The sequence below is a fragment of the Mycetocola saprophilus genome (assembly GCF_000718085.1).
GTDB classification, from domain to species: domain Bacteria; phylum Actinomycetota; class Actinomycetes; order Actinomycetales; family Microbacteriaceae; genus Mycetocola; species Mycetocola saprophilus.
The window spans coordinates 95,314-109,693 of record NZ_JOEC01000001.1 but is presented as its reverse complement, the minus strand read 5'-3'; the positions used below and the strand labels follow the sequence as shown (position 1 = coordinate 109,693).

At 66.4% G+C, this 14,380-nt stretch carries 10 protein-coding genes; 2 read left to right on the top strand and 8 right to left on the bottom strand.

All coding sequences use genetic code 11. From position 1 onward, the window contains the following. Window positions 1-3 precede the first annotated feature (3 nt). The 3 genes from IE92_RS0100485 to IE92_RS0100475 are packed head-to-tail and all read right to left on the bottom strand — an operon-like array spanning window position 4 to window position 3,091. Window positions 4-903, bottom strand: coding sequence for a carbohydrate ABC transporter permease (locus IE92_RS0100485; RefSeq protein WP_051701431.1), 900 nt, complete (start codon window positions 901-903; stop codon window positions 4-6). After that, window positions 900-1,805 carry a carbohydrate ABC transporter permease gene (locus tag IE92_RS0100480; RefSeq protein ID WP_030142914.1) on the bottom strand — a complete coding sequence of 302 codons (906 nt, stop codon included), beginning with the start codon at window positions 1,803-1,805 and terminating at the stop codon, window positions 900-902. Before IE92_RS0100480 ends, IE92_RS0100485 begins: the two co-directional genes overlap by 4 nt. Further along, entirely contained in the window at window positions 1,802-3,091 is a 1,290-nt protein-coding gene (locus IE92_RS0100475) for an ABC transporter substrate-binding protein (RefSeq protein WP_030142913.1), read from the bottom strand. Before IE92_RS0100475 ends, IE92_RS0100480 begins: the two co-directional genes overlap by 4 nt. Before the next feature lie 160 nt (window positions 3,092-3,251). Between IE92_RS0100475 and IE92_RS0100470 the strand changes: the two genes are divergently transcribed. Beyond that, window positions 3,252-4,118, top strand: coding sequence for an AraC family transcriptional regulator (locus IE92_RS0100470; RefSeq protein ID WP_187976530.1), 867 nt, complete (start codon window positions 3,252-3,254; stop codon window positions 4,116-4,118). 34 nt (window positions 4,119-4,152) lie between these two features. Here the strand turns inward: IE92_RS0100470 and IE92_RS0100465 are convergent, their stop codons facing one another. Then, a complete protein-coding gene (locus tag IE92_RS0100465) occupies window positions 4,153-7,647 on the bottom strand; it encodes a DUF5107 domain-containing protein (RefSeq protein WP_030142911.1) in 3,495 nt (1,164 codons plus the stop codon). A 126-nt stretch (window positions 7,648-7,773) separates the two neighbouring features. After that, window positions 7,774-8,259 (bottom strand): winged helix-turn-helix transcriptional regulator, encoded by a 486-nt coding sequence (locus tag IE92_RS16310; RefSeq protein ID WP_051701428.1) that lies wholly within the window; start codon window positions 8,257-8,259, stop codon window positions 7,774-7,776. An 89-nt stretch (window positions 8,260-8,348) separates the two neighbouring features. On the opposite strand from IE92_RS16310, the gene IE92_RS0100455 reads away from it, so the two are divergent. Continuing rightward, the gene (locus IE92_RS0100455; protein WP_030142909.1) at window positions 8,349-9,548 is read left to right on the top strand and encodes an MFS transporter; all 1,200 of its coding nucleotides are present in this window, start codon (window positions 8,349-8,351) and stop codon (window positions 9,546-9,548) included. Between the two features lie 126 nt (window positions 9,549-9,674). Here IE92_RS0100455 and IE92_RS0100450 read toward each other — a convergent pair whose 3' ends face one another. From IE92_RS0100450 to IE92_RS0100440, 3 genes are all read right to left on the bottom strand, one after another. After that, window positions 9,675-11,450 (bottom strand): proline--tRNA ligase, encoded by a 1,776-nt coding sequence (locus IE92_RS0100450; protein WP_030142908.1) that lies wholly within the window; start codon window positions 11,448-11,450, stop codon window positions 9,675-9,677. 107 nt (window positions 11,451-11,557) lie between these two features. Beyond that, entirely contained in the window at window positions 11,558-12,724 is a 1,167-nt protein-coding gene (ispG, locus tag IE92_RS0100445; RefSeq protein WP_030142907.1) for a flavodoxin-dependent (E)-4-hydroxy-3-methylbut-2-enyl-diphosphate synthase, read from the bottom strand. Between the two features lie 102 nt (window positions 12,725-12,826). Beyond that, window positions 12,827-14,311: a M50 family metallopeptidase gene (locus IE92_RS0100440; RefSeq protein WP_030142906.1), complete on the bottom strand. Its 1,485-nt coding sequence runs from the start codon at window positions 14,309-14,311 to the stop codon at window positions 12,827-12,829. Window positions 14,312-14,380: the final 69 nt, after the last annotated feature.

Here is a 14,380-nt window from a genome sequence, read left to right as displayed (position 1 = left end):
TTACTACTTGACCGAGCCGAGGGCCAGGCCCCCGATGAAACTGCGCTGGAACACAAGGAAGACGATGGTTGAGGGGATCGCGGCGACCACTGTGGCCGCGGCAATCACCGACCAGCTGGACACATACTGTCCCTGCAGGGAGAGCACGGCCGCGGTGATCGGCAGCTTCTCCGAGCTCTGCAGCAGGGTGATCGACCACAGCAGGTCGTTGAAGATCCAGGTGAAGGAGAGCGCCCCGAGCGCCGCGAGCGCGGGCCGGGTGAGCGGCAGAATCACCTGAATGAAAATGCGCCCGACCCCGGCACCATCGAGGGTCGCGGCCTCCTGCAGCTCGTGCGGAATCGAACGCATGAAACCGTAGAGCACAAAGGTATAGAAGCCCAGACCGAACGCGATCTGCACCGCAATCAGCGCGCCCAGGGTGTCATAGACATCGATCTGCTGGGTGATCCGGGTCACCGGAATCAGCAGCATCTGCACCGGCAGCAGGTTTCCGGCGAGCATGATCAGGAGGATCGTGCGACGGAAGGGAATCTTGAATCGGCTGAGCCCGAAGGCGGCGGCCGCGGCCAGCAGCAGGGTCAGCACCACGGTGGGGATCGTCACGATCATCGAGTTCACCAGCGCGGGCAGCAGGTCACCCTGCTGCCAGGCCTGCGCATACGTATCGAAGGTGAAGGTGCGCGGGATGCTGGCGATGCCGTTTTTGGCCACGTCATCGAAGGTGCGGAACGAGGTGATCAGCACGATCAGGATCGGGAGGAACCAAGCCACGGAGATCAGGATGCCGGTGGTGTGGAATCCGGCGGTGGCCGCGCGGCGACGGCGCGAGCCGCGCCGGACCGCGGGCCGGGGTGCCGGAACCGGAAGGGTTTCGCGGCGGGACGGGAGCGTATCGGTCAAGATTCCTTCTCCTCGGACAGGGCACGGACAAGGTAGGAGATGATCACGGCGATGGCCAGCACAAAAATCACCACGGCAATCGCCGAGGCATAGCCGAGGGCGTGGGAGCTAAACGCGGTCGAGAACATGTAGGTGCTAAGCAGCTCGGTCGAGTGATACGGACCGCCACCGGTCATGGCCCAGACGATGTCGAAGGAGCGTAGCGAGTCGATCAGCAGGACCGAGATCACCACCATCGTCACGCTGCGCAGCTGCGGCAGAGTCACGAAGCGGAAGCGCTGCCAGGCCGAGGCGCCGTCCATCCGGGCGGCCTCCTGGACCGAGGGGTCCAGGGCCTTGAGTCCGGCGATGAAGAGGACCATCACGTAGCCGATTTCGCGCCACAGCGCGGCGACGATCACGGCGTAGAGGGCGGTGTCCGAGTCGCCCAGCCAAACGCGGGTCCAGTCGTGCAGACCCACCGCGTCGAGGACGTTATTGAGGACACCATTGGGCTGGAAGAACGCGCCCCAGATCAGCGCGGTCACCACCAGCGAGAAGACGATGGGGAGGAACAGGGCGGTGCGGTAGATGGCCACGCCGCGCCGCTCGGACTGGAAGAGCAGGGCCACGCCGAGGCCCGCAAGGAACGAGATGCCGCCGAAGAGCACAATCCAGATCGCGGTGTTTTTCAGCGCGGTGAGGAAGATCGGATCCGAAAACAGGTCGGTGTAGTTTTGGACGCCGACCGAGGTGGCCGGGCCGATCCCGTTCCAGCGCAGGAACGAGAGCGAGATGCCCTGGAAGGCCGGCCAGAACACGCCGACGGCTTCGATGAGGAAGGGAACAAGAACGAGTACGAAGACGAGCGGCGGCGGAACCTTGATCCGCCGCCGCCCGCGTACCGGAGTACTGATTGTCACGAATTAGCTCGGATCTTCTGGGACGCATCTTCCCAGGTCTTGAGGATCTGGTCGATGTTTCCGGGGTTGGCGATGAACGAGGTGAGGGCGGTGTCGGCGGGGGTCTGCTGCGCATCCCCGGCGTCACGGTTGAAGAACTGGGTCACCGACTTGGCCGACTGGATCATGTCCTTGCCCTGGGTCGCCAGGGCGTCGAGGGTGACCGTAGCCTTGAGGTTTGCCGGCAGCGCGGTCCCGTCCTGGCCCTTGGCCAGCTGGGTCTGCGCCTCGGCGCTGGCGATGAAGTCGAGGAACTTCTTGGTCAGCTCGGGCTTGGTGGTCTTGACGCTGGCGATGAAGCCGTCGGTCGGGGCCTCCTCTGCGATCGGCACCGAGGGGTCAATCACCGGGAACTGGAAGAAGGCCAGATCGTCCTTCTTGTCCGCGGGGATCGCCGGCTGAGCCCAGGCCCCCAGCAGGTACATGGCCGCGTTGCCCTGGGAGAAGTCGCTGATCGCCTGGTTGTGCGTGGTCCCCAGGGTTGAGGGGTTCACAAACGGCAGGATCTGCGCGAACGCCTCGAAGACCTTCTTGACCTCGGGGCTGTCATAGGACTTCTTGCCCGCGAGCAGCTCCTGGTGGAAGTCGGCACCGTTGATCCGCAGGTCCAGATAGTCGAACCAGGCCGAAGCCAGCCAGGTGTTGTCGCTGAGCCCCATGGTGATCGGGGTCACGCCCTCGCCCTTGATCTTCTCCGACAGGGCCAGGAACTCGTCCCAGGTCTTGGGCGGAGTCACGCCGAGCTTTTCGAAATCGCTCTTGAAGTAGTAGACGCCCCACCAGTAGTTGTTGGTGGGCACAAACACCTTGGTCCCCTTGGCATCCTCACTCAGCGAGGCGAGGTTCTCGGGGAAGTCGGCCTTGTTCTTGTCCCAGACGCTGTTCAGATCCAGCAGCAGGTTCTGGTCGGCGAAGTCGCGGGTGGCCTGACCGGCGTACCAGGTGTAGACGTCCGGCGGATTCTTCGAGGTCAGGTAGGAGGGCAGCTGCTGGTTGAAGGTCTGGGTCGGGATGCTGTTGATCTTGACCGTGCCCTCACCCTTGGCGTTGAAGGTCTTGACCAGTTCTTCCAGGCCGCCCTTTTCGGCGTCGGTGAAGCGGGACTGCAGGATCAGCGGTCCCTCGGAATCGGGGCCCTCCTTCGGGCCCTGTGCCTCGCCGCCGGTGGACACACAGCCTGCCAGCAGCGCGGTGGCCAGGATGGTGCTTCCTACGGCACCCAGCCATCGGGTGTGCTTACGGGTCATCTTTGACTCCAATTCATTGGGGGAATTTCACAATCGGTGTGTGCTCAGGCGACTGATTCCACGACCGAATGTATCCAATTTAAGCGGGCAGACCCGCACGGCGTAGAAGGAAGCCGCGAACAATATGGACATTTCGATGATCCTGCGCAAGAATTCTGGCATGCTCATTCCCGATGGTTTTCCCGGACAGCGCATGCTGGTCCTCCCCCGCCCCCGGGCGCGCGAATTTCTCCAGCAGGAGGGGACACTGGGGCTTGTGGTAACCGACTGCGGATACTTCCCCAAGGCTCAATCCCACGGCAGACGGCGCATCTCCCCGATCCCCCAGGCCGTGGTTTTGGCGTGTGTGGAGGGGGCCGGCTGGTGCGAAACCGAGGCTGGACGATTCGAGGTGGAGCGTGGGCAGGTGGTCATCCTGCCGCCGGGTCTGCCGCACTCCTACGGGTCCAATGAGGAGAATCCGTGGACCCTGTGGTGGTTCCATGTGGCCGGTCCCCAGGTGGCATCGTTTCTGCGTGTCGCGGATATCACCCCGGCAACCCCGGTGCGTTATCCGCGGGATCTGTACCCGATCGTCTCGCTGATGGCCGAGGTTCTGGCCTGGATGGAACGTGACTCCACCACCACGAGCCTGCTCGCCGCATCGGGGGCGGCCTGGCATGCGCTGACGCTGCTGGCCACCGAGCGGGCGCAGTCGGGCCAGCGCGAGGACGTGATCGAACACGCGGTGGACTACCTGCGCGCCCATATGGCCGACCGGATCAGCGTGCCCGATCTGGCGGCGATGGCCTCGCTCAGCGCCTCGCACTTCAGCGCACTGTTTCGCAAGCAGATGGGGTATCCGGTGCTCCAGTATCAAACGATGCTGCGGATGGGCCGCGCCCGCGAACTGCTGGACACCACGGGATCAACGGTCGCGGCGATCGCCGCCGAGGTGGGCTATCCCGACGCCCTGTACTTCACCCGGCAGTTCAAAAAGCTCCACGGCGCCACCCCGCGCGAATACCGCGACCAGCACAAGGGCTGAGCGCGGTATTCGCGGGCGGTTCGATTAGCGGGCGCTAGGCACTCACCGTTTCCAGGTCGGCATGCAGCGCCCGCACCAGCGGGTTGGCCGGGTCCTCGGCCGCGCGAGTGGCGAGCAGGTCGGCCGCGCGAGCGACGTCTCCGGCGAGAAGCGCAAGCTGGGCCTCCATCACGTCCAGGAGGTTGTCCTGTGTCTGCTGAACGTCCTCGTGGAAGATCAGCATCGAGGGCAGCGAGGTCGCGAAGTAGTCGATCTTCGCGACCCTGGTCCGGGTATCGGCCACATACTCGCCGAGTTCCCGGGTCAGCCGCTCGGCCAGCGCATCCTCGCCCAGGCGGCGAGCGGCGCGGATCGAGTAGTACGTCATCGGCGAGTGCGGCACCTCAAGCATCGTGGTGAAGTCCCCGGCGCTGTGGGCGGCGGTTGTCCAGGCCTCGGCGGCCGCGGAATCCTGCCCAGCGACGGCGAGCGCATCCCCGAGCGCCAGGTACAGGTCCGACCGGTTGGCCAGCGGATGCGGGGCCTCCCCGAGGTTCCCCGGCACCGTCACCACGCTGCGCAGTGCGGCCAGCGCGGTTTCGGGGTCGCCCGCGGCGAGCGCCCGGGCGGCCACCGCGCGCTGAGCCAGCGACCAGACCCGGATCGTCTCGCCCTCGCCGCCCTCCCACGGGCTGAACTGGCGGGTGGATAGCAGGGCGACGGCCTCGTCGATCCGGTCCTCCAACACCAGGAGTTCGGCGTAGGCGAGGGCCAGGTCGTCGCGGTCGCGGGCGGCCTCCCCCGCCGCGGCCAGCGCGTCCAGGCGCGCGGCGGTGGGGGTTCCCACCCGACGGGCGAGCTGATCGGCCTCGAAACGCAGCTTGGGATCGGCGGGATCCGCGGCCACCGCCCGAGCGTAATACTCGACCGCACGGGCGGGATCGCCCTGCACGTTGTGGGCCGCGAGTCCCAGCCCGCGCAGCACGACCGGATCCCCAGGCTGGATACGCTCGGCATGCTCCAGCTCGGTGATGCCCTCGGCGTAGCGACGGTGGAAGTAGAGCCAGTGCGCGAGCAGGGTGTGGGCGCGGGCGTCATCGGTGGCGGCGATGCGGCGCTCCAGCAGCTGAGCATCGGCGAGGGACGCGGCAAAGCAGCGATCCGCCGAGAGCGTGCGTGCATCGGCGAGCGCCGCGGCGGCCTCCTCGGAACGGCCCAGCGATTCCAGCAGCTCGGCGCGATAGTAGGCGATCAGCACGGCGGGGTCTCCGGCCCCCTCGACCGGGCGGACCCGGGCGGCGGTCTGCGCGGCCGCAAACACCCGCAGGGCATCCTCGGTGAGACCGAGCGCCGCATATTCGCCGGCCACGTCGCGGAGAATGCCCGCGTCGCTCGGGCCGGACGACTCAGTGAGAGCGGCAAAGCCGCCGGCGATACTCGGGTCGGAGGTCGCGGCGAGGCCGGTGACGGCATCCCCGGGCGACCGCGATTCGTTCTCCTCCAGGTCCCGCAGCCAGGCATCCAGCGGATCCAACGTCCGCGCCTCGGCCAGGACCGCGGCGGCCTGCCGATCCTCGCCGAGGGCCCGCAGCGCCAGCACCCGGAGGGCGAAGGCCTGCAGATTGTCGGCGTCAAAGCGCGCGGCAATCTCTGCGTGTTCGCGCACATCGCTCCAGCGCGCGGCCCGCGCGGCAATGCGTGCGCGCTGCAGGTGGGAGGCGCTGCGCCAGGCAAAGTTCCAGGCCGCCTTGCCGAACGCCTCCTCGGCGTCGGTATCGCGGCCCTGGGCAACCAGGACCACGCCCAGCAGATACAGTGCCTCGCCGTCGATCGGGTTGAGGTTCCGCCGGGTCTGGCGGGTGATCGCGGTACGCAGGTATTCCTCGGCCTCGGCCAGGCGGCCAGTGGTCAGCCGGAGGCTTGCCAGCGCGACGTTGCTGCGAGCATCCAGCGGATCGCGGCGCAGCACCTCCTGGAAGTAGGGCTCGGGTGAGCGGGTGGCGTGCCGGTTCTGGACCAGGTGCACGCCGGTCACATACAGCTCATCCACCGAGTCGATGTCCGCAGGCGCGGGCGGCTCGGTCGCGGTGTCGAAACCGTCGGCGGAGGCATCACGGTACTCGGTCGAGGCCTCGAGGATGATCGCCCCGTCGGCGGAGGCGTCGGCAGCGGCATCGGTCAGGATCAGGCGCAGGTCACCCTCGACGGCGACCGACACCCGGGTCAGCAGCGGGTGTCCGGGCTTCAGCGCGGTCTCGGTGGACCACACCTCGGTGCCTTCGACGTCCACCAGGGCAATGCGAACGCGCTCACGCACGCCGGTGCTGGCGACACCGATGACGGCGTTGCGCTCGGCTCCCTCCCCCTCGATGCTCAGCCGGATCGCCGCCTCGGTGTTCGCCTGGGTCAGCGGTCCGATGCCGTGGTACGGGAACCAGAACTGGCTGAAGGTCTTGGTCTCCCCCGGGGTGAGGAACGTGAAGTCGGGCTGGTTGTCGGTGTAGACCCCGGCCATCAGCTCCACATAGGGCTCGGAGTCGTCGCTGAGGTTGGCATCCCAGGCGCGACCAAACGGTGCCGTTCCCCAGGTCCACTGCTTCTTACCCGGCGACACGTGGTGATCGGCGATGTGGGCGAAGCCGAGGCCGGTGTGGTGGTCATAGCCCCCGAAGAAGTCGTCCCCGCTGGCCACACACATGTAGGAGGTGGGTACCGGGATGTTGCGATACCAGTCGATGCGGTCGGCGTCCTCGGCGATGAACTCGGGATCCCCGACCCGCGCCCGGGCCGCGTAGTCGATGCCGTAGTAGGGCTCGTCGGCGGCGGGGAACGCGGTGGCGGCGCGCTTGGCGTGGTCGGCAACCACGTGGGCGTCGGCGGGGAAGAAGGACTGATACTCATCGTGCACCCGCACCGCGACGTTTGCCCACCAGAGGAAGGTCTGGGTGGTGTCGGTGCGGTTGAAGACGCGCACGCGCGCCTCGATGACCGCGCTGTCCGGGCGCAGCCGGATGCCGTGCATGCCCTTCATTCGGGCGAAGGGATCGTGGTCCGAGCACCAGACGGTAATCGACCCGTCCTCCTCGTGTTCGATGCTCCAGTCCATCGGCAGGAAGGTACCGGGGCGGTGATGCTGAGGCCAGTTGAACTCGATGCCGCCGGAAATCCAGGGGCCGGCCAGGCCCACCAGGGCGGGCTTGATCGCGTCGTTGCGGTAGAACAGGTCCTTGCCGGTGAGCTTGTCCACGGCGATGTGGACGCGGCCGCCGAGCTCGGGCAGAATCACCAGGCGCAGATAGCGGTTTTCCAGGTGCAGTGCCTGCCAGGTTTCGGTGGTGGCCTCGTGGCTGACCGATTCGATGAAGGGCAGCGGATACACCCGCCCCGAGGATCCCTGGTAGACACGATTCTCCAGGAACGCGGGCAGGCGTTCGGGGGTTCCGGGCAGGTACGTGGGCAGCTCCACCGGCTCGCTCCATCCGGCAACCGCGGCACTGCGCTGGTCGGAGGGGATTTCGGGGAGGGGAAAGCGTGGGTTTGTGTGGCTCATACCCAGGAGATTAGGGCGCAGCGCGGGCAAAAAACATGCCCGTTCCAATGCGTTACCTGGACGATTCGCCGATCGCATTTCCCCGCAACTCGGTATTCATCAACGGGAACCTGCGTGATTCAACGGCTACCGAGGGTTATCTCCCAGATCGCGGCGGCGAGTGGAAACGCGCTGCGGATCCACCCGCTCCCCCTCCGGGGTCACGTAGGCCAGCTCCACCGGCCGCTGATCGTCCAGGGTATAGGCATCCACCCGGCGACTGTTTTCCAGGGGTCGATTTTTGGCACCCCAACCGGCGAGCGCGCTCACCAGCATATTGAACTCGCGTCCGGCCTCGGTCAGCACGTACTCGAAGCGCTCGCGCGAGCCCGGTTCCCGGTAGCCGTGGCGCTCCATGATGCCCTCATCTACGAGCTTGCCGAGACGGTCGGTGAGAATGTTCGGGGCAATATGGAGACCGTCGCGGAAGTCCGCAAACCGGGTGGTCCCGCGCAGCAGGGCGCGGCGCAGGATCAGCATGGTCCAGCGATCCCCGACGATTTCCAGGCTGCGATGCACGGGGCACAGCTCGGGGTCGAGTGTGGGATCTGGGGACTGCGTGTGGCCGGTCATAACAAAAAGTTTACCCACCTGAGTTGCAAAAATCTACTTAGGTGATCTAGATTGTTTTTTACTACTCAGCACTCGTTTGTTAGGAACCCATGCCCACCCTGTCATCCCGCGCCAGCTTCTGGACCGCGGCCGCCGTCGCGGCCCTCGCGCTCTGGTCCAGCGCCGCGCCCACCCTCGCCTATCCGCTCTACGAGGCGCAGTGGGGCATCAGCTCCGCGGACGCCACCTGGATCTTCTCGGCCTACCCTGCCATGCTGATCGTGGTCCTGGTCCTCTTCGGAAACCTCTCCGACTACATCGGCCGCCGCAACACGATCCTGCTGGGCCTCGGTGCCCAGATCATCGGAACCCTGGTGTTCGCCTTCGCCCCGGGCTACGCCTGGCTGATCATCGCCCGGCTGTTTATCGGGGCCGGTGTGGGGTTGGCCCTCAGCCCGGCGAGCGTGGCGATGGTTGAGTTCGCGGCCCCGGGCAAGAAGGAGCGCGCGGGCTCGGTTACCACCACCGCGACCGCCGTGGGCCTCGCCCTCTCGACCCTGGTCGGCGGCGCGCTGATTCAGTACGCACCCCTGCCGCTGCACCTCAACTTCTTTGTGCTGGCCGCGGTAACCCTGGTGGTCTTTGTCTTCGCAACCGCCCTCCCGCGCCACAACCCCGCCGAGCCCGCCGGACGGTGGCGGGTGCGCCCGATCGCGATCCCCCGAGGCTCGCGCAAGCTGTTTGGGATCGGGGCTCTCACGATCAGCGCCGCCTACCTGTGCGGTGCGCTGATCCTCCCGCTTGGCGCCCAGATCGCGCACACCCTGGCCGGCTCAAACAACGCCCTGGTCACCGGATCCCTGATGGCGATCTTTCCGGTCATGGTGGCCGCCGGATCCCTGCTGACCCGCACCTGGCACGTGCGCTCGCTGACCTTCACCGCCGGAATCACCCTGATCATCGGGCTGTGGCTGTTCGATCTGACCGGCAGCGTCCCGAGCCTGGCCCTGTACTTTGTGGCCTCGGCCCTCGCCGGGCTCGGCTACGGCCTCTCGTTCACGGCCGGGCTGACCATCCTCACCCGCTTCGCCGCCCCCAAACACCGCGCCAGCATGGTCTCCGGCGGGTACCTGATCGGCTATGTCTTCCAAGGTGGCGCGGCCCCGATCCTCGGCGCAATCACCACCGGCTCGGGCATCCGCACCGCGCTCCTGGTTGGCGCGATCTCCTACACGCTGATCTTCCTGATCATGATGATCTCCGCCCGCCGCCTCACCACCCCCTCCCCCGAGGTGGCCGCCGCAGCCTAACCCGCACACCACAATGGCCGCCGCTCCGTTCGGAGCGGCGGCCATTCTTGTAGGCGATTTCGATTGCCGGTTCACAGAAAACGCCGCCGATTCCCCGGAGAATCGGCGGCGTTTTCAGATCGGCGATTAGCCGCGGGCGGCCACCAGGGCGGCGGTGAACTCCTCGATCTTGATCGGGGTACGCTCGCCGGTGCGACGGTCCCACAGCTCGGCTTCGCCGTCGGCAACGCCGCGGCCGAAGATCACGATGGTGGGGACGCCCAGCAGCTCGGCGTCGCCGAACTTGACGCCCGGGGACACCTTGGGGCGGTCGTCGTAGAGCACGTCTAAGCCGTGCTTTTCCAGGTCGGCCACGGCGGTCTCGGCGGCGTCGAAGACGGCCGCGTCCTTACCGGTGGCGATGATGTGCAGGTCGAACGGGGCGATCTCCGGGGTCCAGGCGAGGCCCTTATCGTCGGAGTTCAGCTCGGCCAGCAGGGCCAGGGCACGGGTCACACCGATGCCGTAGGAACCCATGGTGACGGTCACCAGCTTGCCGTTTTCGTCGAGCACCTTGAGGCCCAGGGCCTCGGCGTACTTGCGACCGAGCTGGAAGACGTGGCCGATCTCCACACCGCGAGCGAGCTCGACCGGGCCGGAGCCGTCGGGTGCGGGATCGCCGGCGAGAACCTGGGCGGCCTCGATGGTGCCGTCGGCGGTGAAGTCGCGACCGGCGACCAGGCCGAACACGTGCTTTCCGGCCTCGTTGGCACCGGTGATCCAGCTGGTGCCGGACACCACGCGGGGGTCCAGCAGGTAGCGGATCTTGGTGGCGGATTCCTCACCGAGCACGGCGCCGGCGGGCGACCACGGGCCGATGTAACCCTTGACCAGGCCCGGGTTCTTGGCGAAGTCCTCGGCCTCGGCGGGGTCAACATCGGCGGGAGCCACGGCCACCTCGACGCGCTTGAGGTCCACGTCGCGGTCGCCGGGCAGACCGATCACGAGCAGCTCGGTCGAGCCGTCGAGGTTGGTGAGCTTCAGCACGACGTTCTTCAGGGTGTCGGCGGCGGTCCACTCGCGGCCATCGGCGCGGGGGTGGTCGGCGTTGGCGGCGGCCACGAGCTTCTCGATGGTCTCGCTGTCCGGGGTGTCAAACACCGAGGCGGCAGGCTGACCCTCGATCGCGATCTCGGCGGGCACCTCGGTCACGTAGGCCTCGACGTTCGCGGCGTACCCACCGGCGGAACGGACGAAGGTGTCCTCACCGATCACGGTCGGGTGCAGGAACTCTTCGGAACGCGAGCCACCCATCGCACCGGCGTCGGCCTTCACGATGACGTATTCGAGTCCCAGGCGAGTGAAGATGCGCTCATAGGCGTCGCGCTGCACCTGGTAGCTGGCCTCGAGGCCGGCGTCGGTGTGGTCGAAAGAGTAGGCATCCTTCATCGTGAACTCACGGCCGCGCAGCAGGCCGGCGCGGGGCCGTGCCTCGTCGCGGTACTTGTCCTGGATCTGGTACAGGGTGACCGGGAGGTCCTTATAGGAGCCGTAAAGGTCCTTGACCAGCGCGGTGAAGGCCTCCTCGTGGGTCGGAGCGAGGAGCATGTCGGTGCCCTTGCGGTCCTTCAGGCGGAACAGGTTCTCGCCGTACTCGTTCCAGCGACCGGTCGCCTCGTACAGCTCGCGCGGCAGCAGTGCGGGGAAGTGCACCTCGTGGGCACCGGCGGCGGTCATCTCCTCGCGGACGATCGCCTCAACCTTCGCCTTTACCTTGAGCCCCAGTGGCAGCCAGGCGAAGATACCCGGAGCCTGGCGTCGGATATATCCGGCGCGCACCAGCAGTCGATGGCTCTTCACCTCCGCATCGGAGGGGTCTTCACGGAGCGTACGAAGGAAATAGTTTGAAAGTCGCGTAACCACGTTCCCATGCTAGCGCCCCGGGCTGCGCTCCGGGTCCGGTGTTTCTTCAAAACTACAAAACCCGCGCCCTCCGGGGAGGACGCGGGTTTTGTGATGACGAGGGAGGGTTAGCCCTTGGGGCCCACCATGACCTGCACGTTACCGGTGCCGCCGCCCTCGGCCACCGGCATTGCGGCGGCGAGGCGGTTGGCCTCCTCGATCAGGGTCGGGACGATGAGCGCCTCGGGCACGGTCTTGATGACCTCACCCTTGACGAAGATCTGGCCCTTGCCGTTACCGGAGGCGACGCCGAGGTCCGCCTCGCGAGCCTCACCGGGGCCGTTCACGACGCAGCCCATCACGGCCACGCGCAGCGGAACGCTCATGTCCTTCAGGCCCTCGGTGACCTGCTCGGCGAGCGTATAGACGTCCACCTGGGCACGGCCACAGCTCGGGCAGGAGACGATCTCCAGCTTGCGCTCACGCAGGTTCAGCGACTGCAGGATCTGCAGACCCACCTTGACCTCCTCGGCCGGCGGGGCCGACAGCGAGACGCGGATGGTGTCGCCGATGCCCTCGCCCAGCAGGATGCCGAACGCGGTCGCGGACTTGATGGTGCCCTGGAAGGCGGGTCCGGCCTCGGTCACACCGAGGTGCAGCGGCCAGTCGCCCCGCTCGGCCAGCAGGCGGTAGGCCTTGACCATGACGATCGGGTCGTTGTGCTTGACCGAAATCTTGAAGTCGTGGAAGTCATGCTCCTCGAAGAGGCTGGCCTCCCACACCGCGGACTCCACGAGTGCCTCGGGGGTGGCCTTGCCGTACTTCTGCAGCAGGCGAGGGTCGAGCGATCCGGCGTTCACACCGATCCGCAGCGAAACCCCGGCGGCCTTGGCGCGACGGGCGATCTCGCCCACCTGGTCGTCAAACTTCCGGATGTTACCCGGGTTCACGCGAACCGCGGCGCACCCGGCGTCGATGGCCTGGTACACGTAGTTCGGCTGGAAGTGAATGTCCGCGATGACCGGAATCTGCGATTTCATCGCGATGATCGGCAGCGCCGCGGCGTCGTCCCGGCTCGGCACGGCGACCCGCACGATGTCGCATCCGCTCGCGGTGAGCTCGGCGATCTGCTGCAGGGTTGCGTTGATATCGGTTGTCGGAGTTGTGGTCATCGACTGGACGCTCACCTGAGCGTCACCGCCCACGAGGACCTTACCGACCTTGATCTGCCGCGACTTGCGTCGCGGAGCGAGGGTTTCGGGAACCTTGGGAAGACCTAGATTAATTGCAGCCACGTCGATATCTTACGCCCTCACCCCCGTCAAACTCCCGGATGGCACTCAGCTTGGGGCCACGATCGCACGCCCAGAGCGAACGATCGGTATGCCAACCCGGGGTTAGAAACGAACCGGGTTGACCAGGTCGGCGAACACCAGCAGCACCGTCATCACCAGGAAGATCCCGGCCACCGCCATGGTCAGCGGCATCAGCTTGGCCGCATCCACGGGTCCGGGGTCCGGTCGACCAAACAGCTTGGCGATGCGACGACGCAACCCCTCCCAGAGGGCGGCGGCCACGTGTCCACCATCCAGCGGCGTCAGCGGGATCAGGTTGAACGCAAACAGCGCGACGTTCAGCGAGCCCAGCAGGTTGAAAACAAACGCCGCCTTATTACTGTCGGTGATGTTGTGATTCGAGACCACCTCACCGGCGATCCGCCCCACACCCACCACGCTCAGCGGGCCGTTGGGGTCACGCTCGCCACCCCCGAATGCGGCCACGGCCACGTCGTAGAGGCGCTGCGGCAGGTGCACAATCGTGTTGGCCACGGCCCCGATGTTGTTGCCGATCAGCGGGAACACATCCCCGAAGGAGCCCTGCACGGTCTCGGTGCCGGGGCCGATGCCCACAAACCCGACCTCCTCGGTCTTGTACTTCCCATCGGCATCCTTGACCGGTCGGTTCTGGGCATCCAGCACATATCGCTTGGTCAGCAGGGGGGTCAGTTTGAGGGTTTCCTCGGCACCCTTGCGCTCCACCACCAGGTTGAGGGTCTTGCCCGGGGACACCCGGATGATCTCGGTGGCCTGGGTCCAGGAGGTGATCGCGGTGTCATCGAGCGACACCAGCTTGTCCCCGGGCTTGAGGCCTGCCTCGGCACCGGGCGAGGGGGCCGAATCCGGACCACACTTGGTGGCCGTAGACCCGGCGGGTACCACGCAGGCATTGACGGTTTCGATCGTGGTGGAGGACTGCGGCAGTCCGAAACCCATCACCACAATCGACATGAACAGCACCGCCAGGAACAGGTTCATCAGCGGACCACCCAGCATGATGATGATCCGCTTCCAGACCGGCAGGCGGTAGAACGCGCGGTGGTCCTCCCCCTCGCCGATGGTCTCGGCGCTGGAATCGCGGGCGTCCTGGACCAGCTGATCAAAGAAGCGGCGGCGTCCGTCGGGCACCGTAGCGTCGGCGGGCAGGTTCGCCTGGGCGAGCTCCTCGGCCGAAGGCGTCACGGTATCCGCGGCGTTCTGATCGTCGAGTTCGGTCTCGCCGTGCCCGCGGCGCAGGGTAGGCCGCTCATCCGAGAGCGTCTGCAGGAAACCGGTGGTCGAGTCGCGGACGTTGCCGTCCTTGCCGGGCGGGAACATCCCGATCATCGAGATGTAACCACCCAGGGGCAACATCTTGACGCCGTACTCGGTCTCGCCCTTCTTGCGCGACCAGATGGTCTTGCCAAAGCCCACCATGTACTGGGTCACCTTGACCCCGAACAGCTTCGCGGGCAGCAGGTGGCCGACCTCGTGGAGACCGATCGAGATCGCGAGACCGATCAGGATCACCACGATGCCAAGGATGTAGAGCAAGACCGTAATCACCAGATAACCCTACCCCGCACAGCGCTGGGAAAACCTGGATGATCGGCTGTGCGTTCCTTATGCACACAC